This is a genomic window from Janthinobacterium sp. ROICE36, assembly GCF_002869965.1.
Lineage (GTDB): Bacteria > Pseudomonadota > Gammaproteobacteria > Burkholderiales > Burkholderiaceae_D > Janthinobacterium.
The window spans coordinates 1-24,271 of sequence record NZ_PEBS01000080.1; the positions used below are offsets into that span (position 1 = coordinate 1).

The window sequence follows — 24,271 nt, forward strand, 5'->3', positions numbered from 1 at the left end:
ACAAACCACGTTCACTTTCGCCGCTTACAACCTGACGCGCATGGCGACGATCTTTGGCTGGCGTTTATCGGCGGTGGTTGGATAACTCCGTCCATAGAGTACGGAAAGCACTAAAAAATGTCAAAAAACGGCCTGAAAAGTGGCTGAAAACTGCTTTTTAGGCAAAATGCGGCTTCCAGCCCGAAAAATTCGCATGTCTGGCGACAAAATCCGAAGGACTGGGGTCCTTTTTCAACACCCTGCTAAGGGACGGCCTGCACTGATGGGCCCGGAGACGACGCACTATTATTAGAATCATTGACTCAATATCGAGAATCGATGGCAAATCGCGAAACACTAGGATTGATCAAGGGCGCACGCGCCGGCGATGTGGCTTGCCAGCTGGCGTTGGGGCGGCTGTATCTGTTCGGACAGGGTGTGCCGCAGAGCTTGCCGACCGCCTTGCACTGGCTGGCGCGGGCGGCCCAGGAAGATAGCCAGGAAGCATGCTTGTTGATTGGTACGCACGTGCCTTTCGAAGTGGCGCAACCGGCAGCCAGGACGCTGATTCCGTATTACGCGCAGGCCTTCGATGCGGGCCTGGTGCAGGCGGGTCTGGTGCTGGCGCAACTGGTGCTGGGCAACGCCGCCAGCAGTTGTGAAACCTTGCGCGCCAAGGCGCGCGTGGCGCTGGACGCCGCCGTGCGCGCCGGCTTGCCCGACGCGCAATGGTTGTTATCCATGCAAGAAGGATCGTCCGCACCCTCCGTGCCGGATAGCAGCCTTGTTGGCGAGTATGCCCTCGACGGTGATACGCCGCTGCACGTCGGACTGGAGCAGGCCTGGAGCCAGGGCGACCATGCCAGATTCCTGTCGCAAGGCTTGCCGCTGGCGCGTGAGCTGTTACAGCGCCAGGCGGTGGCCGGCGCGCGCGCCATCACCCTCGACGCGCAGCAGGTGCTGTTGCTGTCGCGTTGCGCGCAGGCACTGGCGCCTGGCGGCGATGCCGAGGGCTGGCAGTGTTGCGAGATGGCCGCGCATGGCGGCGATCGCACGGCGCAGCTGGAACTGGGACTCGGCTATGCGCGCATGGATGCGCATGGCCAACGGCTGGCCACGCGCAATGGCGCGGCCAATTTCAAGCGGGCCGTGCGCTGGCTGACGCAGGCGGGCGAACAGGGCCTGGCCGAAGCCTGGTTCGTGCTGTCGCGCATTTATACAAAACCGGAATTTTCCCAGCGCAATGTGGTCGAAGCCCATTCCTGCCTGGAACGTGCCGCCGACCTGGGGCATGGCCCGGCTCAGCTCGAGTGCGGCATGCATGCCTGGCGCAATCGCCGCGATGGGGTCAACAACGATGTGCGTGCCGCGTATTGGCTGCTGCAGGCGCAGGCGCAAGGCAGCAGTGAAGCGGAGGCGGCGCTGGCGAAGATCGCGCCGCAAGGCGAATCCGGCGACTGGGGCCAGTGCGCCGCCATGCAGGCCGATGGGAATTTGCGGCTATTGAGCCAGAGCCACCCCCTGCTGGCGGCGCGGCTGGCGCTGGCGCGCCGCTTTCATCTGTCGCGTGCCGAAGCGCTGCTGCTCGATCTGCATGCGGCCGACCAGGGGCATTGTTTGTTGATCGATATCAGCGCCACGCATGGGCGCGGCAAGCGGCGCCTGGTATTGATCCGCACGGCGCAGGAGCGCCAACTGCTCGATCAGGTGGTGCGCCTGTTCGAACGCGTCGATTGCGGGGTAACGGGGCCGGAAGGCAATTACCGGCAACGCCTGTACCGGCTGAAGTGCTATCTGGCCGAGCCCGGTGTCGCGCAGGAACAGCAGTTCCTGGCGGCATGATGTGAGGCGGCTTGCCGCTTTGACTACAGTTCGATCGTGCCTTCGAACACGGTCACGGCCGGGCCCGTCATCAGCACCGGATGGCCCGGGCCTTGCCAGGCGATCGAGAGTTCGCCGCCGCGCGCGCTGATGCGCACCGGGGAATCGAGCCGGCCGCGCAGGATGCCGGCCACGGCAGCGGCGCAGGCGCCCGTGCCGCAAGCGAGCGTTTCGCCCGCGCCCCGTTCAAACACGCGCAGTTTCACGTGATGGCGGTCGATGATCTGCAGGTAGCCGGCGTTGACGCGGCGGGGAAAGCGCGGATGGTGCTCGATCAGCGAGCCCGATTGCTCCAGGTCTTGCGCGTCGACATCCTCGACCACTTGCACGGCATGTGGGTTGCCCATCGAGACGACGGACACCAGCACGGTGGTAGCGTTGCCCGGCAGCGCCAGGTTCAGCGGCCACAGGGTATCGTTGCCTTGCGCTACACCGTCCAGGCCGTTTGCATCGAATGGCACCAGCTTTGGCTCCAGCACGGGCGCGCCCATGTCGACCGTGATGCTGCCGTCCGCCTCCAGGCGCGGCGCGATGATGCCGGCCATGGTTTCCACGCGGATGCTGTCCTTGTCGGACAAGCCTTTTTCGCTGACGAACTTGACGAAGGCGCGCGCCCCGTTGCCGCATTGTTCGACTTCGCCGCCATCGTTGTTGTAGATGCGGTAGCGGAAGTCGCAGCCGGGCAGGCGCGGCTTTTCCACCACCAGGATCTGGTCGGCGCCGATGCCGAAACGGCGGTCGGCCAGGCGCTGCCATTGGGCCGGCGTGAAGGCTATGTCCTGATTGATGGCGTCGATGACGATGAAGTCATTGCCGGCGCCATGCATTTTGGTAAATTGGAGTTTCATGTTCTGCCGTGTCACTTGTGCTGGTTATAGAACGAGGCTTCGCCTTCGGGACGCGTCTTGAAGCGTTTATGCGTCCAGAAATATTCGGCCGGCGCTTCGCGCACGCGTTCTTCGATGAATTCGTTCATGCGGCGCGTGGCGGCAGTGATGTCTTTGCCCGGATAATCGTCCCAGGCCGGGTAATAGGTCACTTTCCAGCCCTGGTAATTGGGCAGGAAGGTGGCGATGACGGGAATCACCTGCGCCTTGGCGGCCAGCGCCAGGCGCGCCGTGGCCGTCAGCGTGGCGGCGGGCACGCCGAAGAAGGGCACGAATTCCGCATCCTTCTCGCCGAAATCCATGTCCGGCAGCATGAAGTACGGCAAGCCGTCGCGCAGGGCGCGCAGAATCGTCTTGATGCCGTCCTGGCGCGTAAACAGCTTGGGCGGCTTGAAGCGCGAACGGCCATTGCGCAAGGCCTGGTCGAAGGCGGCGCTCTTTTGCTGCACATACATGGACGAGGCGGAAATTTCCATGGCCGTGGCGGCGCCGGCCACGTCGAGGCAGACAAAATGCGGGCACAGCAAGATGGTGGGCTTGGCGGCGATCTGCTGGCCCGGGAAGGCGGGCACCTTCTTGATCAGGCGGTTCAGGCGTTCTTCCGACGACCACCACAGGATGCTGCGTTCCCACACGCTGCGCGAATACGCCTGGAAATGCTGGCGCGCCAGGGCCACGCGTTGCTGTTCCGTTAACTCCGGCATGCACAGGCGCAGATTTGTCAGGGCGATGGCGCGCCGCGTGGGCATGGCGATGAACAGTACGCTACCGACGGCCACGCCGAAGCGGCCGAGGATGGGCAAGGGCAGCCAGTGCAGCAGCCACATGAAGGCGATCAGCAGTCTCATGCCTGCTCCTTGACGGCATCCGGCGTCGCTGGCGTGGGCGGCGCCGCGCCGCGCGGCACCTTGTAGCGATTGTAGCTCCACAGGTATTGCGCGGGACTGCGGGCGATCAATTGTTCCATGGCAGCATTGATGGTGCGCGCCTGCTCGACCGAGGTGCTGGCTAGCGACTCGGTAAACGGCACGAAATGCACGACGTAGCCGCGTCCGCCCGCCAGGCGTTCGGCGTAGGTGATGATGACTTCGGCGCCGCCCATCTGCGCCAGCTTGGCCGGCAAGGTCATGGTGTAGGCGGGGCGGCCGAAGAAATCGGCCCACACGCCTTCGCCTTCCTGTGGCACCTGGTCCGGCAGCAGGCCGATGGGCTGGCCTTTTTTCAGGCATTTGGCAAAGATGCGCACGCCCGACATATTGGCCGGCGCCAGCATCAGGTTTTCGCGCGCGCGTGCCCCTTCGATCAGCGGTTTCAGGGCGGCGCGCTTGGGCGGGCGGTACATCACGGTGAGCGGCGTGCGCAGGGCGATTTGCTGGGCGACGATCTCGAAGCAGCCCAGGTGCGGCGTCAGGAAGACGATGCCGCGGCCGTGCTGCAAGGCCTTTTCCACCAGCTCCCAGTTTTCCACCGTCGCGTGGCGCGCCACGCGCTCGGGGCGCGCGCACCAGATGAAGGGCAGTTCCAGCACGCTCTTGCCCGCTTCGGCCACGGCCGTGTGCAAGTGTTGCGTAAACCCCGCACCCTGCATGTTCTCGCGCATGCGGCGCCGGTAGGACGGGGATATGGCGTAAATCACCCAGCCGAGCGCAGCGCCCAGGCCATGCAGGACGGGCAGGGGGAAGAGGGATAAGAAGCGGAAAATTGGGACTAACATGAATAAGCTGTTTCCAGGAATGGCGTGTTGCTGTGCCAAAATTTTTTAAGAAGCGTAAAATACCACGTATGCAGTAACCGCTGAGTTAATAGACAACTTGCGAAGCGGAATATAAATATCGCTAAAGCGTCGCAGGCAACATCCTCTTTACTGCGACAGAACATTCACATAGTAATCAGGAGCTTGCAATGTCAAACGACTATCTCTTCACTTCCGAATCCGTTTCGGAAGGCCATCCCGACAAGGTTGCCGATCAAATTTCCGACGCCATCCTTGACGCCATCCTGACCCAGGATCCGACCGCCCGCGTGGCTGCCGAAACCCTGTGCAACACGGGTCTGGTGGTGCTGGCTGGCGAGATTACCACTTACGCCAATGTGGATTATATTCAAGTTGCGCGCGAAACCATCAAACGTATCGGCTACGACAATACGGAATACGGCATCGACTACAAAGGTTGCGCCGTGCTGGTGGCCTACGACAAGCAGTCGCCGGACATCGCGCAAGGCGTCGATGAAGGTGCGGGGATTGACCTGGATCAAGGCGCTGGCGATCAGGGCTTGATGTTCGGCTACGCTTGCGATGAGACGGCCGAGCTGATGCCTGCCGCCATCCACTACGCGCACCGCCTGGTCGAGCGCCAGTCGCAGCTTCGCAAGGATGGCCGCTTGCCATGGCTGCGTCCGGATGCCAAATCGCAAGTGACCCTGCGCTACGTCGATGGCCGCCCCGTCGGCGTGCATACGGTCGTGCTGTCGACCCAGCATGCGCCGGAAATCTCGCACAAGCAGATCGAAGAAGCCGTCATCGAAGAAATCATCAAGCCGATCTTGCCGCGCGAATGGCTGACGGAGACCAAATTCCTCGTCAACCCGACGGGCCGTTTCGTCATCGGCGGTCCGCAAGGCGATTGCGGCTTGACCGGGCGCAAGATCATCGTCGATACCTACGGTGGTGCAGCCCCGCACGGCGGCGGCGCGTTCTCGGGCAAGGATCCATCGAAAGTCGACCGTTCCGCAGCATACGCAGCCCGTTACGTGGCGAAAAACATCGTCGCCGCCGGCCTGGCGCGCCAATGCCAGGTGCAGGTCAGCTACGCCATCGGCGTGGCCAGGCCGATCAACATCACCGTCTACACGGAAGGCACGGGCGTGATTGCCGACGCGGAAATCGCCAAGCTGGTGCTGGCGCACTTTGATTTGCGTCCAAAAGGCATCGTGCAAATGCTCGACCTGCTGCGCCCGATCTACCAGAAGAGCGCCGCCTACGGCCACTTCGGCCGCGAAGAGCCGGAATTCACGTGGGAGCGCACCGACAAGGTCGCCCTGCTGCGTGACGCTGCCGGCCTGAAATAATCTAGCCTGCTTGCAAGAAAAGCGCCCCGGCCAGCTGGCCGCGGGCGCTTTTTTTATGTGTTGTTACGTGGCCATGCCGTGCAAACAGGCTGGCGCACCGGCGTTGACAATGTTAAAATTCATCGTCCGAGGAGCGTTGCGACGAAGAAATTCGCCAGGCTCGGAATATCCTGCAACTGCGCTCACGTACCTTTTTCAACTGAAAGGAGGGCGTGATGAACGCCGTACTCAAATCGCAACACGACTACACCATCGCCGATATCACTTTGGCCGCATGGGGCGACAAAGAAATCAAGATTGCTGAAACGGAAATGCCTGGCCTGATGGCCATCCGCGAGGAATTCGCGGCAGCGCAGCCCCTGAAAGGCGCGCGCATCACCGGTTCCATCCACATGACCATCCAGACCGCCGTGCTGATCCAGACCCTCGAAGCACTCGGCGCGCAAGTGCGTTGGGCATCGTGCAACATTTACTCGACGCAAGATCACGCTGCCGCCGCCATCGCTGCCGCCGGCACGCCTGTGTTCGCCATCAAGGGCGAGTCGCTGGATGACTACTGGGAATACACGCACCGCATCTTCGAATGGCCGAACGTGGACGGCAAGGCTGTCTACTCGAACATGATCCTCGACGATGGCGGCGATGCTACCTTGCTGCTGCACCTGGGCGTGCGCGCGGAAACCGACTTGTCGGTGCTGGCCAATCCCGGTTCGGAAGAAGAAATCTGCATGTTCAACTCGATCAAGCAACACTTGCTGGCCGATCCGACCTGGTATTCGAAGCGCCTGCCGGAAATCCTCGGCGTGACGGAAGAAACCACCACCGGCGTGCACCGCCTGTACCAGATGCACAAGGAAGGCAAGCTGGCTTTCCCTGCGATCAACGTCAACGATTCCGTCACGAAGTCGAAATTCGACAACCTGTATGGCTGCCGCGAGTCCTTGGTCGATGGCATCAAGCGCGCCACCGACGTGATGATCGCCGGCAAAGTGGCCGTCATCGCCGGTTACGGTGACGTCGGCAAGGGTTCGGCCCAAGCCATGCGCGCCCTGTCGGCGCAAGTATGGGTGACGGAAGTCGATCCGATCTGCGCACTGCAGGCGGCGATGGAAGGCTACCGCGTGGTGACCATGGATTACGCCTGCGAACATGGCGACATCTTCGTTACCTGCACGGGCAACTATCACATCCTCACGCACGATCACCTGACGCGCATGAAAGACCAGGCCATCGTCTGCAACATTGGTCACTTCGACAATGAAATCGACGTTGCTTCGTTGAAGCAATACGAGTGGGAAAACATCAAGCCGCAAGTCGACCACATCATCTTCCCGTCGGGCCGCCGCATCATCCTGCTGGCCGAAGGCCGCCTGGTCAACCTCGGTTGCGGTACAGGCCACCCGTCGTACGTGATGAGCTCGTCGTTTGCCAACCAGACGATCGCGCAGATCGAGCTGTACGCGAACACGGCCAACTACCCGGTCGGCGTGTACACCTTGCCAAAACACCTGGATGAAAAAGTCGCCCGTTTGCAACTCAAAAAGTTGAATGCGCAGCTGACGGAACTGACGCAAGAGCAAGCCGACTACATCGGCGTGCGTCAAGAAGGCCCCTACAAGCCTGAACACTACCGTTATTAATCGGTAGTCCGGGGCTGTAACTCACCCTCTGAAGGCCGGCGCATGCCGCCGGCCTGACCCTACTTTTGACAGGCTAGAGAAATGCGCTTGCTACTGATTTGGTTTATCAATGCGGCAGCCCTGTTTGCCGTCCCCTACCTGATGCACTCGGTGACGATGAGCAGCGGCTGGACGGCGCTGCTGGCCGCTGCCGTGCTGGGGCTGGTCAATGCGCTGATCCGCCCATTGCTGATCTTGCTGACCCTGCCCGTGACATTCTTGTCGCTGGGCCTGTTCATTTTGATCATCAACGGCTTCCTGTTCTGGCTGGTGGCGCAGGTGATCGGTGGTTTCCATGTCGCCAGTTTCTGGTCTGCCGTGGGTGGTGCCATTCTGTACAGCATCATTTCCTGGGCCCTGTCGACCTTACTTTTGAGTAATGACGATGGAAAAGCATAATTTCAGTATTGAGTTTTTCCCGCCGAAAACCCCGGAAGGGGCGGAAAAGCTGCGCGCCACGCGTATCAAGTTGTCTGAGTTGCAGCCGAAGTATTTCTCGGTGACCTTTGGCGCCGGTGGCACCACGCAGCAGGGCACGCTCGATACCGTGCGCGAGATCCTGGCGGCCGGCGAACAGGCCGCACCGCATCTGTCTTGCGTCGGCGGTTCGCGCGCATCGATCCGCGCCGTGCTGGCTGACTTCAAGGCGGCCGGCGTGAGCCGTATCGTCGCCTTGCGCGGTGACTTGCCCAGCGGCTACGGCGCCTCGGGCGAGTTTCGCTATGCCAGCGAGCTGGTGGAGTTCATCCGCGCCGAGACGGGCGACCATTTCCATATCGAAGTGGCCGCCTATCCGGAAGTGCATCCGCAAGCCCGCTCGCCGCAAGACGACCTGCAGGCGTTTGCGCGCAAGGTGCAGGCCGGCGCCGATGCGGCCATCACCCAGTACTTCTACAATGCCGACGCGTATTTCCAGTTTGTCGAGCAGACGCAGAAGATGGGCATCAACGTGCCTATCGTGGCCGGCATCATGCCGATCACGAATTACACGCAATTGATGCGCTTTTCGGACATGTGCGGCGCGGAAATTCCACGCTGGGTGCGTCTGAAACTGGCCAGCTTCGGCGACGACAGCGCGTCCATCAAGGCCTTTGGCCTGGACGTGGTGACGGGCTTGTGCGAACGCCTGCTGGAAGGTGGCGCGCCGGGCTTGCATTTCTATAGCATGAACCAGGCGGCGCCCACGACCGCACTGTGGCAGCGCCTGGTCAAATAATCGCCGTCTGATTCGTCAGAAAAAGTCGCCCTCGGTCACGATGTGATCGAGGGCGATGTCGTATTCGCCGTTGGGAAAGCTGGCCACCAGGCAGGCATAGGCGATGCCCAGGGTGCGCGGACGCGGCGTGGCCGCCAAGGTACGGTCGTAATAGCCGCCGCCATAGCCGAGGCGATACCGTTCCCCATTGAATCCCAGGCAGGGCACCAACAGGGTGGCTGGCACCGGGCGCAGGCGCAACTGGGCTGGCACGGCCACACCCATGCCATCCTTGACCATCACTTCACCGGGCCTCCAGTCGGAAAATGCCAGCGGCGCATGTTTTTCCAGCACCACGGGCAAGCATAATTGCACGCCGCGCGCTGCCAGCTGCGCATACGCGCCGTGCAAGTCCGGCTCGCCGTGCAGGGGCCAGTACACGCCCAGTTCCTTGACGTTTTCCTGCGCGCACCAGTCCAGCAGGCGCTGCGCGATGGCCGCATCCCACTCTGTGCGCGTGGTCTCGGGCAGGGCGCGGCGGGCCGCCAGCAGGGCCTTGCGCAAGCCGGCTTTGTCCTGTGGCGCAATGGGTGGCCGTGTAGCCGGATCGCATGTTATTCTAGGGTCGCTATTCATATCACCATCAAGATTGAGAGTCGTACATTGATTTCCCCACTGAAATGGATTGCCGGCACGATGCTGTGCGTTGCATCGGCCTTGTCTCCCCTGGCCGCCCTGGCCCAGGTGTCCGCCACCGTCTCTCCTGCCGCACCCGACACGCGCAGCGAAGACGATGCCTTCCTGCTGCTGCGCGACGCCGCGCGCAAGGATGACGCCGAAAAAGCCGACTTTTATGCGGGGCGCCTGACGCATTACCAGATTCCATCGTATGTTGACTATTATCGGCTGAAACCGCGCATCAAACAGTTGACCGAGGCGCAATTTCGCGATTACCTGAACCGCTACAAGGGCAGCGCCATCGCCGACCGTTTCCGCAACGACTGGCTGCTGGAGCTGGGCCGCAAGCGCGACTGGGTCGTGTTTGACGAGCAATATCCGCAGTTCGCCCTCGATGACGATACCCAGCTCAAGTGCTACGCGCTGATGTCGCGCGCGGCCAAAGGCCAGAACGTGGCACCCGAAGCGCGCAACCTGCTGGTGTCGCCGCCCGGCTATGGCGAAGCGTGCGGCAGCCTGATCGCGGCATTGGCGCAAAACGGCCAGTTTGACGCGAACGAGCTGTGGGCGCAGATCCGCCTGGCGGGCCAGACGAATGCCACGGGCCCGGCGCGCCGCATCGCGCTGCTGCTGGGTGCATCCGACGCGAAGATGGCGCAAGCGATCGACTTGCCGGCGCTGATGCTGGCCAAGGGCCCGGGGCCCAGCCGCGCCGACCACGAGATGTACCTGGTGGCCATCGGCCGCATGGCGAAAAGCACCCTGAAGCTGGGCGTGGTGGCGCTGCAAAAGGCGAGTTCGCAACTGACGGCGCAAGAGCAAGCCATCGGCTGGGCCAACCTGGCCCTGCAAGCGTCGTACTCGCTGGCGCCGGAAGCGTTCGACTATTGGCAAAAATCGAATGGCGCGCCATTGACCCAGGAGCAGATGCAGTGGAAAACGCGTATCGCCTTGCGCGAAGGCAACTGGCCCGTGGTGAAGGCGTCCATCCAGGCCATGCCCGCCTCGCTGCGCGCCGACCCCACCTGGGTGTACTGGCTGGCACGCGCGCAGCAGGCGGAAACGCCGGGCCGCCCGAATGTGCAAGCCGATACCCTGTACCGCACGATTGCGGACCAGTCGAATTTCTATGGCTTGCTGGCCAATGAAGAGCTGGGCAACCATTTGGTGCTGCCGCCGCCTGGCCAGCCCATCATGCCGACGGAAATTGCCGCCATGGCTGCCAATCCGGGCTTGCAGCGGGCGCTGAAATTTTTCAACATGCGCCTGCGCTTCGAAGGCACGCGCGAGTGGAACTGGGAATTGCGTTCGATGACGGATAGGCAACATCTGGCAGCCGCCGAATTTGCGCGGCAGAACAATGTGCTCGACCGCATGGTCAACACGTCCGACCGCACGCGCCTGGAAGTTGATTACACACAACGCTATCCGACGCCGCACGACGACGTCATGCATCCTGCCACGCAAACCCTGGGCCTGGACAAAGCCTGGGTGTATGGCTTGATCCGCCAGGAATCGCGCTTCATCATGGATGCGCAATCGCATGTGGGCGCCTCCGGCCTGATGCAGGTGATGCCATCGACGGCCCGCTACGTGGCCAAGAAGATCGGTCTCACCGATTTCGTCGCGGAAACGTTGAGCGACGTGCGCACCAACGTCTTGCTGGGCACCAATTACCTGAACATGGTGCTGGGCGGCCTCGATGGTTCGCAAGTGCTGGCCAGCGCCGCCTACAACGCGGGGCCGGGGCGCCTGCGCATCTGGCGCGCCACCATGAAGAGTCCGCTGGAAGGCGCCGTCTTCGCCGAATCAATTCCGTATACGGAAACGCGCGGCTATGTGAAAAACGTGATGGCCAACGCCACGTATTACGCGGCCCTGTTCGAGAAGCGCCCGCAATCGCTGAAGGCGCGCCTGGGTACGGTGGGACCGAAAAACAGCGCCATCGCGGCCGATTTGCCGTAATTCAATACTTGATACCCGACCATGCAAACGACCATCCTTGACCCCAGCCTGACGCAAACCCTGGCCGCCGCCCGCGAGCCGGGCCTGACCCTCATCATCGGCAACAAGAATTACTCGTCGTGGTCGATGCGCCCGTGGGTGGCCATGACGGCGTTCGGCATCCCGTTTCAGGAAGTGCGCGTCTTGCTCGACCAGAGCGACACGGCGACGAAAATTGCCGAATATTCGGCCTGCGGCCGCGTGCCTGTGCTGCTGGCGGGCGAGATGACGATCTGGGACAGCCTGGCCATCTGCGAATACCTGGCCGAGCAGTTTCCTGACAAACATATGTGGCCGCAAGACGTGGCCGCGCGCGCCATGGCGCGCTGTGTCTGCGCGGAAATGCATTCCGGTTTCGCCGGCTTGCGCACGGATATGTCGATGAATATCAAGGCCAAGTTGCCGGGCCGGGGCCGCACGGCCGGCGCGCAGGCCGACATCGGCCGCATCAGTGAAATCTGGGAAGAGTGTCTGTCGCGCTTTGGCCACCACCAGTTCCTGTTTGGCGATTTTTCCATCGCCGATGCGTATTTCGCCCCCGTCGTCATGCGTTTCCGCACGTATGGCGTGAGTCTGGCGCCGGCGCTGAACGCGTATTGCGAGCGTGTGCAGGCGCACCCGGCCGTCGCGCGCTGGATCACGGACGCGCTGGCGGAGACGGAAGTTGCTGCCAAACACGATGCGGAATTACCTGATTAAAGAGAAGTTCACCATGAAGATTTACACGGTCGGTGGCGCGGTGCGCGACCAACTGCTGGGTTTGCCCGTGAAAGACCACGACCACGTCGTCGTGGGCGCCACGCCAGATGACATGCTGCGCCTGGGTTTTCGCCCCGTCGGCAAGGATTTCCCCGTCTTCCTGCACCCGAAGACGCAGGAAGAATACGCGCTGGCCCGCACGGAACGCAAGACGGCGCCCGGCTACCGGGGCTTTGTTTTCCACACGGCGCCCGACGTCACCCTGGAAGACGATCTGGTGCGGCGCGATCTCACCATCAACGCCATTGCCCGGGCCGAAGACGGCAGCCTGACCGACCCGTTCGGCGGCATCGAGGATATTCGCAACAAAATCTTCCGTCACGTCTCCGACGCGTTCGGCGAAGACCCCGTGCGCATCTTGCGCCTGGCCCGCTTTGCCGCCCGCTTCGACGCTTTTACGGTTGCGCCCGCCACCATGGCGCTCATGCGCAAGATGGTGCTGGACGGCGAAGTCGACGCCCTGGTGGCCGAACGCGTGTGGCAGGAAGTGGCCAAGGGCTTGATGGAAAGCCACCCTTCGCGCATGCTGACGGTGCTGCACGAGTGCGGCGCGCTGGCGCGCATCATGGGGGAAATTCAGCTGACCGAACGCTTGCTGCTGGTGATCGACCATGCCGCCGCGCAAGGTCATGACTTGCCCGTGCGTTTCGCTGCCCTGATGTTGCATGTGAGCAAGAATGCCATCGAGCAGCTGAGCGAGCGCCTGCGCGTGCCCAACGAGTGCCGCGAACTGGCCGTCATGGCGGCGCGCGAGCTGGACCATATCAATGGCGCACTGGCGCTGAGCGCCGAAGCCGTGGTTGGCCTGTGCGAACGTTGCGACGGCTTGCGCAAGCCGCAGCGCTTTGCGCAACTGCTGCAGGCGGTGGCGTGCGACGGGCTGGTCACCGGCAACTTTGCGCCGGCGGCACGGCTGCAGGGCGGGCTGGACGCGGCGCGCGCCGTCAACGCGGGCGCGCTGGCGCAAGCTTGTGCGGAGCCGAAACGCATCCCTGAAGTCATCCATGCGGCGCGGGTAGTGGCCGTGCAAACATTCCTGGCCCAGGCTTGAATGGCGGGAATAGGCTACAATGGGGCCGCAATGTTGCACTGCACAATATCGGCCTGAGCACCGCCCAAGGAGTCGTCGTGACCTTACCCAAGCTGTTTCAACATCCGTTTCGCCGCTGGCTCAGTCGTAGCGGCGGCGGGCGCCCGACCGTATTGGTCAAGCAGTTGCATGAACGCGACCGGCGCCGCATGATGAAGCATTTCCTGTCACTGGAGAAAAGCGACCGTTTGCTGCGCTTCGGCAGCACTTTGCCTGATGAGCTCGTCGCCAAGTACGTGCAGAAGATGGATTTCTCGCGCGACATGATTTATGGCGTCTACAACAGCTTGTTCAAGTTGGTGGGCGTGGGACATCTGGCGTTCGCGCCGAAAGACAAGTCGCCGGCGAAAAGTGTCGTCACGGACAAGGAACAGGTGGCCGAGTTTGGCGTATCCGTGTCGAAATCCATGCGCGGCATGGGCGTCGGTTCGAAACTGTTCGAGCGGGCGGCGATACACTGCCGTAACAATGATGTCGATACCCTGTACATGCATTGTTTGTCGTCGAACAAGACGATGATGCATATCGCCAAGAAGGCGGGCATGGAAATTCAGCGCGACTATGGCGAAGCTGATGCCTATTTGAAACTATTGCCGCCGAACCCGTCCAGCATGCTGCAGGAAGCCGTGCAGGAGCAGTTCGCCATGTTCGACTACACGTTCAAGGCGAACGCGCGCGCCGCATTCAAACTGTGGGATCGCTTGCCGGGGCGCAAGAAGAAGCCCGAGCCACCGTCACAGTAAGGGCAGGGCCGTCGTATCCTTGATGCGCTGCAAGGCGAAGCTCGATTTCACGTCCAGCACGGCTGGGTGGCGCAGCAGGGTCGCCATCATGAAGCGCGAAAAGTGCTCCATGTCTTCCACGTGCACACGCAATAAATAATCCATTTCGCCCGTCATCGCATAGCACGCCACCACTTCCGGCCATTGCGCCACGGCGACGGCAAAGTCGGCACGCGGCGAAGTATTCGTCACCAGGTTGGGCGCCAGCACGCGCGCCGTGCTGTGCGCGGTGGCGTCGCTGTGCTTTTCCAGCCGTACATTCACATAGGCCAGCAAGCCCAGGCCGATCTTTTCCGGGTCCAGCAGGGCCACGTACTGGCGGATGACGCCCGCTTCTTCCAGCCGTTTGACGCGGCGCAAGCATGGCGACGGTGACAGGCTGACCTGTTCGGCCACGTCCTGATTCGACAGGCGGCCATCGGCCTGCAGGACGGCGAGTATCTTGCGGTCCGTTTTATCCAGCGTAATTTTGCTCATGCTTTCTCCGGTGGCTCTCGTTTCACGCAATATTATTGCGCAAATCATGATTGTTCGGGAGATCTTTGGCATTTAATGCCCGTGACCCACGCCTATACTGTGCGCTACTTCTTGGAGGAGACATCATGCAATTTCAGCCTTGGGATAACCCGATGGGTACCGATGGTTTCGAGTTCGTCGAGTATGCAGCACCAGACCCAAAAGCATTGGGCAAGCTGTTCGAGAACATGGGCTTTACGGCCATCGCGCGCCACCGCCACAAGGATGTGACCCTGTACCGTCAGGGCGACATCAATTTCATCATCAATGCCGAACAAGATTCGTTCGCGCAGCGTTTTGCCCGCCATCACGGCCCGTCCGTGTGCGCCATCGCCATTCGCGTCGACGACGCGGCCTTTGTGTACCGCCGCGCGCTGGAACTGGGTGCCTGGGGTTTCGACAATAAAACGGGCCCGATGGAACTGAATATCCCCGCCATCAAGGGCGTGGGCGATTCCCTGCTGTACTTCGTCGACCGCTGGCGCGGCAAGGGCGCCGACAAGGAAGGCGCCGCCGCACCGGGCGGCATCGGCGACATCAGCATCTATGACGTCGATTTTGTCGCCATACCCGGCGCCGTCGCCAACCCCGTCGGCCATGGCCTGACGTATATCGACCACCTGACGCACAATGTGCACCGTGGCCGCATGAAGGAATGGGCGAGCTTCTATGAAAGCCTGTTCAACTTCCGCGAAGTGCGCTATTTCGACATCGAAGGCAAGCTGACGGGTCTCAAATCGAAGGCCATGACTTCGCCTTGCGGCAAGATTCGCATTCCCATCAATGAATCGTCGGACGACAAGTCGCAGATCGCCGAATACCTGGACCAGTACCATGGCGAAGGCATCCAGCATATCGCCCTGGGCACGGACAATATCTATGCCTCCGTGCAAGGTATGCGCGACACGAGTATCGATTTCCAGGACACGATAGAAACGTACTATGAGCTGGTCAACCGCCGCCTGCCGAACCACGGCGAGCAGCTGGAAGAACTGCGCCGCCTGCGCATCCTGATCGATGGCCACAGCACGGAAACGGAACGCGAACTGTTGCTGCAAATCTTCACGCAGACGGTGATCGGCCCGATCTTCTTCGAGATCATCCAGCGCAAGGGCGACCAGGGCTTCGGCGAAGGCAATTTCCGCGCCCTGTTCGAATCGATCGAGCTGGACCAGATCAAGCGCGGTGTACTGAAAGATACGAACGCGGCGTAATGTTGCTTTGTGATAAATAGTAGTAAAAATAGTATCAAAAAGGTAAAAACACGGGAGTGCAGCGCAGCAAAGAACTGCGCGCTTTCCTGTGGTAGTCTACGACAAACAAGTCATTTTTCCGCACCGGCATGCTCACAAAGCGCGGCCGGTACGTGTGAGTTCAACCGACCTGCACGCGTAGCACAGAGAATAATGGAGACAAGTAATGAATGCACCAATCAAGGGCTCGAGTCTTGAGCCGGGCGCGAACGCGTCCGAGATTTCCCTGAACGACAAATACACGCTGGAGCGTGGTCGCGCCTTCATGACGGGCACGCAAGCGCTGATCCGCCTGCCCATGCTGCAGCGCGAGCGCGATCTCAAGGCTGGCCTGAATACGGCCGGCTACATCACCGGTTACCGCGGTTCGCCTGTGACGTCCGTCGACATGACGGCGGTCAAGGCCAAGAAATACCTCGATGCACACCACGTCAAATTCCACCCGGGCCTGAACGAAGACCTGGCCGCCACGGCCGTCTGGGGCACGCAGCAAACGAATCTGTTCGAAGATGCGAAGTATGACGGCGTCTTCGGCATGTGGTACGGCAAGGGCCCCGGCGTCGACCGCTGCGGCGACGTGTTCAAGCACGCCAATAACGCCGGTTCCGCCAAGCACGGCGGCGTGCTGGTGCTGGCCGGCGACGACCATGCGGCCAAATCGTCGTCCACGGCGCACCAGTCCGACCATATCCTGAACGCTTGCGGCATTCCCGTGCTGTACCCGTCGTCGGTGCAGGAATACATCGACTACGGCTTGCACGCCTGGGCCATGAGCCGCTACACGGGCCTGTGGGTCTCGATGAAATGCGTGACCGACATCATCGAGTCGGGCGCTGCCGTCGATTTCGACCCGGACCGCGTGCAGATCGTGCTACCCACCGATTTCGAGATGCCGGCCGGTGGCTTGAACATCCGCTGGCCCGACACGGTGCTGGAACAAGAAGTCCGCATGAATAGCTACAAATGGTATGCGGCGCTGGCGTATGCGCGTGCCAACAAGCTCAATAAAATCATCTGGGACAGCCCGAAGGCGCGCATCGGCATCATCACGGCCGGCAAATCCTACCTGGACACGCGCCAGGCGCTGGCCGATCTCGGCATTGACGAACAGACGGCGTCCGACATCGGCATCCGCCTGTACAAGATCGGCATGACCTGGCCGCTGGAAGCGGACGGCGTGCACGAATTTGCCAAGGGCCTAGACGAAATCCTGGTGGTGGAAGAAAAGCGCCAGATTCTCGAATACGCGCTGAAGGAAGAGTTGTACAACCTGAAGGATGGCGAGCGTCCGCGCGTGGTCGGCAAGTTCGACGACACGGGTGAATGGAGCAACCAGAAGGGCACGGGACACGGCGACTGGCTGCTGCCGGCCACGTATGAGCTGAACCCGGCCATGATCGCGCGGGCGATTGCCAGCCGCATTTCGCGCTATTACGCGGGCCATCCTGTCGAACAGCGCGTGAAGGAGCGCATTGCCTACCTGGAAGCGAAGGAAAACGTCCTCAAGGCGATCAGCGCGAAACCCGATCCGCAAAAGGACCGCACGCCTTTCTTCTGCTCCGGCTGCCCGCACAATACCTCGACCAAGGTGCCGGAAGGCTCGCGCGCGCTGGCCGGCATCGGCTGTCACTATATGGTGCTGTGGATGGACCGCGAAACGTCGACGTTTACCCACATGGGCGCCGAAGGCGTCACCTGGGTGGGGCAGGCGCCGTTCACGAATGAAAAGCACGTGTTTACCAACCTCGGTGACGGCACGTATTTCCACTCGGGCATCCTGGCCATCCGCGCAGCCGTCTCGGCCAAGGTGAACATCACTTATAAAATTCTGTTCAACGATGCGGTGGCCATGACGGGCGGCCAGGAATTCGACGGCCCCCTGTCGCCGGCCATCATCTCGCGCCAGATCGCCGCCGAAGGCGTCGGTCCCATCATCGTCGTCACCGATGAACCGGAAAAATACCCCGACGATTACGCCTGGGCGGAAGGCGTCACCGTGCGCCACCGCTCGGAACTGATGGACGTGCAGCGCGAACTGCGCGACATGCCCGGCGTATCGGCCATGATTTACGACCAGACCTGTGCCTCGGAAAAACGCCGCCGCCGGAAACGCAATGAATACCCGGATCCGGCCAAGCGCGCCGTCATCAACGAAGCCGTCTGCGAAGGCTGCGGCGACTGTTCCGTGCAATCGAATTGCCTGTCGGTGGAACCGCTGGAAACGGACCTGGGGCGCAAGCGCCAGATCAACCAGTCGTCCTGCAACAAGGATTTCTCGTGCACCACGGGTTTCTGTCCAAGTTTTGTCACGGTGGAAGGCGGCGGCTTGAAAAAGCCGAAGAAGGCGGTTAGCGCCGACAAGGACGCACCGGCAGTGCCGGCCTTGCCGACACCGACGATACCCTCGACGGCGGAGCCGTTCGGCATCCTGGTCACCGGCATCGGCGGCACGGGCGTGGTCACCGTCGGCCAGATCCTGGCCATGGCGGCCCACGTGGAAGGCAAGGGCTGTTCCGTGCTCGACATGAGCGGCCTGGCGCAAAAGGGCGGCCCCGTGATGTCGCACGTGCGCCTGGCGGACCGCCAGGAAGACATCCACTCGACGCGCGTGGGCACGGGTGCGGCCGACCTGGTGATCGGCTGCGACTTGATCGTCACGGCCAGCCGCGACGCGCTGTCGCGCATGGGTGAAGGTCGCAGCTGGGCCATGATCAACTCGACCAGTTCGTCGACGGCCGCCTTCGTGAAAAACCCGGACTGGCAATTCCCCGGTGCTTCCGCGCGCATGGAAATCGAAAAGGCCTGCGGCAGCGAGCACGTGGACTTCATCGACGCGGGCCAGATCGCCACGGCGCTGATGGGCGACTCCATCGCGACGAATATGTTCATGCTCGGTTATGCCTGGCAAAAGGGCAAGGTGCCGCTCAGCGAAGCGTCGATCATGAAAGCCATCGACTTGAACAACGTCTCGGTGGCGTTCAACAAGGCCGCCTTCCACTGGGGCCGCGCGGGCGCCCACGATGCGGCCAGCCTGGTGCGCATGACGACGCCGGCGAAAGTGGTGGAATTCAAGCGCATCGACACGCTCGATGACCTCATCGAAAAACGCGTGGCCCTGCTGACGGCCTACCAGGACCGCGCGTATGCGCAGCAGTACCTGGACTTCATCAAACAGGTGCGCGCCGCCGAAAGCGCCCTGAATGGCCCGCACTTGCGCCTGACGGAAGCGGTGGCCCGCTATTTCTACAAGCTGATGGCTTACAAGGACGAGTACGAAGTGGCGCGCCTGTACACGGACGGCGCCTTCCAGGCGAAGATCGCCGCCATGTTCGAAGGCGACATCAAGCTCAAGTTCCACCTGGCGCCACCGATTCTGACGAAAACGGATGCCCAGGGCCACCTGGTCAAAAAGGAATTCGGCCCGTGGATGCTGAAGGCCTTCGGCGTGCTGGCCAAGTTCAAGGGCTTGCGCGGCACGGCCTTCGACGTGTTCGGCCATACGGCCGAGCGCAAGATGGAACGCGCGCTGATCGCCGAATACCGCGCGACGGTGGGCGGCTTGCTGCCGAAACTGACGACGGCCAAGCTGGCGCAAGCCGTGGCCATTGCCAGTATCCCGGAAGACATCCGCGGCTATGGTCACGTGAAGGAGCGTCATTTGAAGGCGGCGAAAGAGAAGGAAGCGAGTTTGCTGATCGCCTTCAACGCGCCGACGCCGCTGCCGCCCATCGTGGCAGCACCCGTGGCGGCCACCGTGGCGTAATGGGCTGAGTACAACGTTGTAACAATGGCGCCTGCGGGCGCCGTTTTTTTGTGTCAAAGAAAACAACGCGCGTTTGTAAAACGCCTTATAATTTTCCGATAATTTCTTTTAGGAAAGTTTGCCATGCCTTCCCTGCGCTCTTCTTCCCTGGCCGTTCCCCTTGTATTGTCGTTGTTGTTGAGTGCCTGCGGCGGCGGCGGCGGCGCGCCTGTTGCTCCTCCGGTGACGCCGACGGGCCCGACGGCGCTTGTCGCAGCCTCCACGGTGGCGAACCGCTGCGAGGCGCCGCGCAGCGGCAGCAGCATCGACAAGCAGGGTAGCTTGCTCGATGAACTGACGTGGGTGCGCAGCTGGATCGATGAAACGTATCTGTGGTAACGCGAAGTGCCGAGCACGTACCAGGCGCAGAGCTTCAGCACGCCCATCGCGTATTTCGACGTGCTGAAAACAACGGCCACGACGGCGTCCGGCAAGCCCAAGGACCAGTTCCATTTCACGTATACGACGGCCGAATGGGAAGCTTCGCTCAACGGCGTGGAACTCGGTTATGGCATGCTGCTGGCCTTGACGCGCACCACGCCGCCACGCAGTGCCGTGGTCACGATCGTCGAGCCGGGTTCGCCGGCGGCACTGGCGGGCTTGCAGCGGGGCGACGTGCTGCAAAGCATCGATGGCGTCGATTTCGTCTATGCCGCAGACGCGGCCAGCGTGAAGATCATCAACGCCGGCCTGTTCCCCAAGGCGCAAGGCACGCACACGCTGGGGTTGAGCCGCAACGGGGTGGCCATGAGCTTGAGCCTGACGGCGGTGGACGTGAGCACCAGCGCCGTGCAGAACGAGCGCATTATCGACACGCCCACGGGCAAGGTGGGCTATCTGACCTTCAACACCCACAACAACGTGGCCGAGCGCCAGCTGGTCGAGACCATGCGCCGCTTCCAGGCGGCCGGCATCAGCGACCTGGTGCTCGACGTGCGCTACAACGGCGGCGGCTACCTGGATGTCGCCAGCGAGCTCGCCTACATGATTGCCGGTCCGCAAGTCACCACCGGCAAGACTTTCGAGCAGACGCTCTTCAATGACAAGACGCGTCCGGAAGCGCCCGTGCCATTCCATGCGCTAAGCCAGGGCTTCGGCGGCCCGAATCCCCTCGCCAAGGGCACGTCGCTGCCTTCCCTGGGCCTGAAGCGGGTGACCTTGCTGACAACGGGCAATACCTGCTCGGCCAGCGAAGCCATCATCAACGGCTTGCGCGGCGTGGACGTGCAAGTCAACCTGGTCGGCGGCACGACGTGCGGCAAGCCCTACGGTTTTTATCCTGCGCCGAATTGCGGCACCACGTATTTTGCCGTGCAGTTCCAGGGTGTCAACGCCAAGGGCTTTGGCGACTTCGCCGATGGCATGGCGCCGACTTGCGACGTGGCCGACGATTACCAGCACCAGTTGGGCGACGCGGCCGAAGGCATGCTGGCGGCGGCGCTGCGCTACCGCAGCAGCGGCAGCTGCACGCCGGCCACGGGCGCGACCAGGTTGTTGAGTTCGATGCAGAGTCCGGCCGACACGGCCATGCGACTGCTGCGGCCGGCCTACAAGGAAATTGCTGTAATGAAACGATAAAGCGTGCTTCTGCTTTCCTGCGCTTGGGGAGCAGCGGCAAGTTTCTTCCCGTAAATATTTCTATATAACAATTATGGTATATAGAAAGACGAATCCATTCGTTCTGTAATTGCTGGCATCTTGATATCTTTCGCCTTCTCCCTAACCTTGAGAAGCGCTAATATGCCTATACAATTCAAGTTACCACCGCTCACCGTCGCCGTACTGGCCATCCTGGGCGGTTCCGCATGGCAGGCGCACGCACAGACGCAAGCGCCCGCAGCGGATCAGCAGCCAGCGGCCACCCCGCAGGCCGTCGTGGTCACCGGTTCGCGGATTCCCCGCGCCAGTCTGGAGGGACCATCGTCCGTCACCATTCTGACGGGCGATGAAATCACCAAGCAAGGCTACAAGAACGTCTTCGATGCGCTGACCAACCAGGTACAGAACAGCGGTTTTACGCAAGGCGAGGACTTCGGCAACACCTTCACGCCGTCGGCCAATACCATCAGCCTGCGCGGCCTGGGTCCGAACCACACCTTGATCCTGCTCAATGGCCGCCGCCTGGCCGACTTCCCCGTCGCCTATGAAGGCACGGTCAACTTCACCAACCTGGCGAATATCCCGGCTAGCATTGTCGACCGCATCGAGATCCTCAATGGCGGCGCCTCGGCCATCTATGGCTCGGACGCGATCGCCGGCGTGGTCAACGTGATCCTGAAAAAGCAGACGGAAGGTTTCGATATCAACGTCAAGGCGGGCGGCACCACGCGCGGCGGCGGCGGCAACCAGCGCGTGCAGCTGACGGGTGGCGGCAATTTCGACAAGCTGCATACCCTGTTCAGCGTGGAACTGAGCCAGCGCGATCCGCTGTCCAGCCTGCAGCGCGACTTCATGTCCAGCAAATCGGGGACGCCGACGAATATCGCGTCGCGCCGCGTGGTGCAAGCCGGCACCTCCGGCACTTACGTGGACCTGGGCGACACCTGCAGCCAGTTTGGCGACATGTTTGGCGGCAGCGTCGTCAAGTACCAGGCGAAGAACGGCAGCTATTGCGCCAGCCCGAAAGTCGGCCCCACTTACTGGACCACGCAAACCAGGAACCGCAGCCAGAACGTGTTCGGCAGCGCCAACTATGCGCTGTCGCCGGAAACAACCCTGTTCGCCGACTTCTTGATCGGCAAGAACTCGACGGAGAACAATACGCGCGGCCCCACGTGGACGTCGTCGTCGACGGGCAGCAGCTATTTTCGCAACCAGAATACGAATCGCTACGAAGCGTGGACGCGTTACATATCGCCCGAGGAAATGGGCGGCGTGGAGCGCTACAACCGCAAGTGGGACGACCTGGCCACGGCCATCTCGCTGGGCGCCAAGGGCCGCATTCCCGGCACGTCATCCTGGCAATATGAAGCGAACTACAACGCCTCGGTGTACAAGAGCGAAAGCCACACGCCGCGCGCGCTGGCCAATATCGACAGCTTCTTCCTGGGTCCGAAACTGGGCACCGACGCTGCCGGTGTGCCGATCTACGCACCGGACCCGGCCCGCTTGTCGCGCCGCGTGACGGCGGCCGAATTCGACAGCATCACGGGCAATTCCGACAGCGACGACAAGGCCTGGACGAATACCCTGAGCCTGGCCACCAATGGCGATCTATTCCAGCTGCCCGCTGGCGCGGCGAAGATCGCCACTATTGCCGAAGTGGGCAAGCAGGGCTTCAGCAATGTTCCCGATGCGCGCCTGAACGACGGTTACTTCAACGTCGCCACCAGGTCCGATATCACGGCCGGCACGCGTACCCGCTATGCGCTGGGAGCGGAAGTGAACCTGCCGCTGCATGAAAAGCTGACCGCTACCCTGGCTGGCCGTTACGACCGCTACAGCTTTGCCGGCCGCCATGAGGGCAAGTTCACCTACAACGGCGGTCTGGAATTGCGTCCCGCGCCTGAGCTGCTGTTCCGCGCCAACTACGCCACCAGCTTCCGTGCGCCGGACATGAACTACATCTACAAGGCGCGCGGCACCGGCTACTATTCGAGCACCACCGATTATTACCGTTGCAACGCGGCCGGCCAGGCCATCGACAAGTGCGAATTCGCCAGCAAGTCGCCGGGCGCCGACTATGTGCAGAACGGCAGTCGCGACCTGCAGTCGGAAAAAGGCAAGTCCTTCGGCGTGGGCGCCGTCTGGTCGCCAAGTGCCAATTTCGACGTCTCCGTCGATTACTGGAACATCAAGATCGACGACCTGGTGACGAACCTGAGCGCGGACAAGATCCTGCGCGACGAAGCCGATTGCCGCCTGGGCAAGCTCGATGCCGCTTCGCCTACCTGCGTCGATACCCTGGGCCGCGTCGAGCGTTTCGCTGCCAATGCCCTGAACCGCGCTGGAGAGATCAAGACCATCACCGTCAATCCGATCAATGCTGCCAAGCAGAGCAGCAGCGGCATCGACATCAGCGTCAAGTATTTGCTGCGTACGACGGACTATGGCCGCTTTGCCTTCAAGGCCAATTACGCCAAGGTGCTGAGCAATAAATCGCAGCAATTTGCCGGCGACGAAGAGATCGACGAGCTCAAATCGCTGAACAATTCGGATTGGCGTGACAAGCTGAACCTGAGCGTCAACTGGAGTGCAGGGGACTGGTCGAATACCTTGCTGGTCAGCCGCTACAGCAAGATCCCGAACGCCGCCGGTAGCGGCTACCTGACGTCGACGGCGTTGGCCAATATCAGCACCGTGTACCGCATCAACGACCGTGCCACGCTGTCACTGATCGTCAACAACGTGTTCGACAAGATCAAGCGCGACGACAGCGGCGGCTGGCCGTATTACCCTGTGGGCAGCTATAGTCCGCAAGGCCGCCAGGGATGGGTCGAATTTAATTATCATTTCGGCTCTTAACAGGGTGTTGAATTAATCGCCGTGCCCGTCAACCATCACGGGCCGGTAAACGTTGTTTCATCAGCCCCACTTTCCCACCGCCATCATGCGCAAGACCGACGTCACACAGCACTCTCTGTACAGTTACCGCTCGTTGGAGGAACGCATCCCGGATGCGCATCCCTTGCGCAAATTGCGAGTACTGGTCGATGCCATCCTGGCCAACATGAACGATGATTTCCAGGCGCTGTATT

General features: G+C 61.7%; 19 protein-coding genes, 1 pseudogene and 1 riboswitch. Of the genes and pseudogenes, 15 read left to right on the forward strand and 5 right to left on the reverse strand.

The features are described 5' to 3' along the window. Window positions 1-318 precede the first annotated feature (318 nt). Window positions 319-1,821, forward strand: coding sequence for a tetratricopeptide repeat protein (locus CSZ94_RS23275; protein WP_102123701.1), 1,503 nt, complete (start codon window positions 319-321; stop codon window positions 1,819-1,821). A 23-nt stretch (window positions 1,822-1,844) separates the two neighbouring features. Here the strand turns inward: CSZ94_RS23275 and dapF are convergent, their stop codons facing one another. From dapF to CSZ94_RS23290, 3 genes are read right to left on the reverse strand one after another with little or no spacing between them, the layout of a single operon-like run. Further along, window positions 1,845-2,708 (reverse strand): diaminopimelate epimerase, encoded by an 864-nt coding sequence (gene dapF, locus CSZ94_RS23280; RefSeq protein ID WP_102123702.1) that lies wholly within the window; start codon window positions 2,706-2,708, stop codon window positions 1,845-1,847. An 11-nt stretch (window positions 2,709-2,719) separates the two neighbouring features. Then, window positions 2,720-3,595 carry an LpxL/LpxP family acyltransferase gene (locus tag CSZ94_RS23285; RefSeq protein ID WP_102123703.1) on the reverse strand — a complete coding sequence of 292 codons (876 nt, stop codon included), beginning with the start codon at window positions 3,593-3,595 and terminating at the stop codon, window positions 2,720-2,722. Further along, on the reverse strand, window positions 3,592-4,461 hold the full coding sequence (locus CSZ94_RS23290; RefSeq protein ID WP_102123704.1) for a lysophospholipid acyltransferase family protein: 870 nt from the start codon (window positions 4,459-4,461) through the stop codon (window positions 3,592-3,594). The genes CSZ94_RS23285 and CSZ94_RS23290 overlap by 4 nt, the downstream gene beginning before the upstream one ends. A gap of 188 nt (window positions 4,462-4,649) precedes the next feature. Here CSZ94_RS23290 and metK point away from each other — a divergent pair, with 188 nt between their 5' ends. From metK to metF, 4 genes are all read left to right on the forward strand, one after another. Next, window positions 4,650-5,816, forward strand: a complete 1,167-nt coding sequence (metK, locus tag CSZ94_RS23295) for a methionine adenosyltransferase (protein ID WP_102123705.1) — start codon at window positions 4,650-4,652, stop codon at window positions 5,814-5,816. Between the two features lie 122 nt (window positions 5,817-5,938). Next, a riboswitch (S-adenosyl-L-homocysteine riboswitch) is annotated at window positions 5,939-6,007 on the forward strand. 24 nt (window positions 6,008-6,031) lie between these two features. Then, entirely contained in the window at window positions 6,032-7,456 is a 1,425-nt protein-coding gene (ahcY, locus tag CSZ94_RS23300) for an adenosylhomocysteinase (protein WP_102123706.1), read from the forward strand. 81 nt (window positions 7,457-7,537) lie between these two features. Next, window positions 7,538-7,894, forward strand: a complete 357-nt coding sequence (locus CSZ94_RS23305; protein WP_102123707.1) for a phage holin family protein — start codon at window positions 7,538-7,540, stop codon at window positions 7,892-7,894. Further along, a complete protein-coding gene (metF, locus tag CSZ94_RS23310; RefSeq protein WP_102123708.1) occupies window positions 7,881-8,711 on the forward strand; it encodes a methylenetetrahydrofolate reductase [NAD(P)H] in 831 nt (276 codons plus the stop codon). Before CSZ94_RS23305 ends, metF begins: the two co-directional genes overlap by 14 nt. A gap of 15 nt (window positions 8,712-8,726) precedes the next feature. Here the strand turns inward: metF and CSZ94_RS23315 are convergent, their stop codons facing one another. Further along, window positions 8,727-9,254, reverse strand: a complete 528-nt coding sequence (locus CSZ94_RS23315) for a 5-formyltetrahydrofolate cyclo-ligase (RefSeq protein WP_102123709.1) — start codon at window positions 9,252-9,254, stop codon at window positions 8,727-8,729. Between the two features lie 99 nt (window positions 9,255-9,353). Between CSZ94_RS23315 and CSZ94_RS23320 the strand changes: the two genes are divergently transcribed. The 4 genes from CSZ94_RS23320 (at window position 9,354) to CSZ94_RS23335 (ending at window position 13,964) form a co-directional block, all read left to right on the forward strand. Further along, the gene (locus CSZ94_RS23320) at window positions 9,354-11,333 is read left to right on the forward strand and encodes a lytic transglycosylase domain-containing protein (RefSeq protein ID WP_102123710.1); all 1,980 of its coding nucleotides are present in this window, start codon (window positions 9,354-9,356) and stop codon (window positions 11,331-11,333) included. A gap of 21 nt (window positions 11,334-11,354) precedes the next feature. Next, on the forward strand, window positions 11,355-12,071 hold the full coding sequence (locus tag CSZ94_RS23325) for a glutathione S-transferase family protein (RefSeq protein ID WP_102123711.1): 717 nt from the start codon (window positions 11,355-11,357) through the stop codon (window positions 12,069-12,071). Window positions 12,072-12,084: 13 nt separating this feature from the next. Beyond that, complete coding sequence (locus tag CSZ94_RS23330) at window positions 12,085-13,182, forward strand: multifunctional CCA tRNA nucleotidyl transferase/2'3'-cyclic phosphodiesterase/2'nucleotidase/phosphatase (RefSeq protein WP_102123712.1); 1,098 nt, start codon at window positions 12,085-12,087, stop codon at window positions 13,180-13,182. A gap of 77 nt (window positions 13,183-13,259) precedes the next feature. Continuing rightward, on the forward strand, window positions 13,260-13,964 hold the full coding sequence (locus CSZ94_RS23335) for a GNAT family N-acetyltransferase (protein ID WP_102123713.1): 705 nt from the start codon (window positions 13,260-13,262) through the stop codon (window positions 13,962-13,964). Here the strand turns inward: CSZ94_RS23335 and CSZ94_RS23340 are convergent. After that, window positions 13,956-14,480 (reverse strand): Lrp/AsnC family transcriptional regulator, encoded by a 525-nt coding sequence (locus CSZ94_RS23340; protein ID WP_034753092.1) that lies wholly within the window; start codon window positions 14,478-14,480, stop codon window positions 13,956-13,958. The genes CSZ94_RS23335 and CSZ94_RS23340 overlap by 9 nt on opposite strands. A 125-nt stretch (window positions 14,481-14,605) precedes the next feature. On the opposite strand from CSZ94_RS23340, the gene hppD reads away from it, so the two are divergent. From hppD to CSZ94_RS28940, 6 genes and pseudogenes are all read left to right on the forward strand, one after another. Continuing rightward, a complete protein-coding gene (hppD, locus tag CSZ94_RS23345; RefSeq protein WP_102123714.1) occupies window positions 14,606-15,733 on the forward strand; it encodes a 4-hydroxyphenylpyruvate dioxygenase in 1,128 nt (375 codons plus the stop codon). A 205-nt stretch (window positions 15,734-15,938) separates the two neighbouring features. Next, window positions 15,939-19,535, forward strand: a complete 3,597-nt coding sequence (locus CSZ94_RS23350) for an indolepyruvate ferredoxin oxidoreductase family protein (RefSeq protein ID WP_102123715.1) — start codon at window positions 15,939-15,941, stop codon at window positions 19,533-19,535. A gap of 123 nt (window positions 19,536-19,658) precedes the next feature. Next, window positions 19,659-19,913 carry a hypothetical protein gene (locus CSZ94_RS28935; RefSeq protein ID WP_258001159.1) on the forward strand — a complete coding sequence of 85 codons (255 nt, stop codon included), beginning with the start codon at window positions 19,659-19,661 and terminating at the stop codon, window positions 19,911-19,913. 6 nt (window positions 19,914-19,919) lie between these two features. Then, on the forward strand, window positions 19,920-21,152 hold the full coding sequence (locus CSZ94_RS23355; RefSeq protein WP_258001160.1) for a S41 family peptidase: 1,233 nt from the start codon (window positions 19,920-19,922) through the stop codon (window positions 21,150-21,152). 162 nt (window positions 21,153-21,314) lie between these two features. Further along, window positions 21,315-24,038, forward strand: a complete 2,724-nt coding sequence (locus CSZ94_RS23360; RefSeq protein ID WP_102123716.1) for a TonB-dependent receptor plug domain-containing protein — start codon at window positions 21,315-21,317, stop codon at window positions 24,036-24,038. Between the two features lie 85 nt (window positions 24,039-24,123). Beyond that, a pseudogene (locus CSZ94_RS28940) lies at window positions 24,124-24,271 on the forward strand (IS5/IS1182 family transposase); the annotation flags it as partial.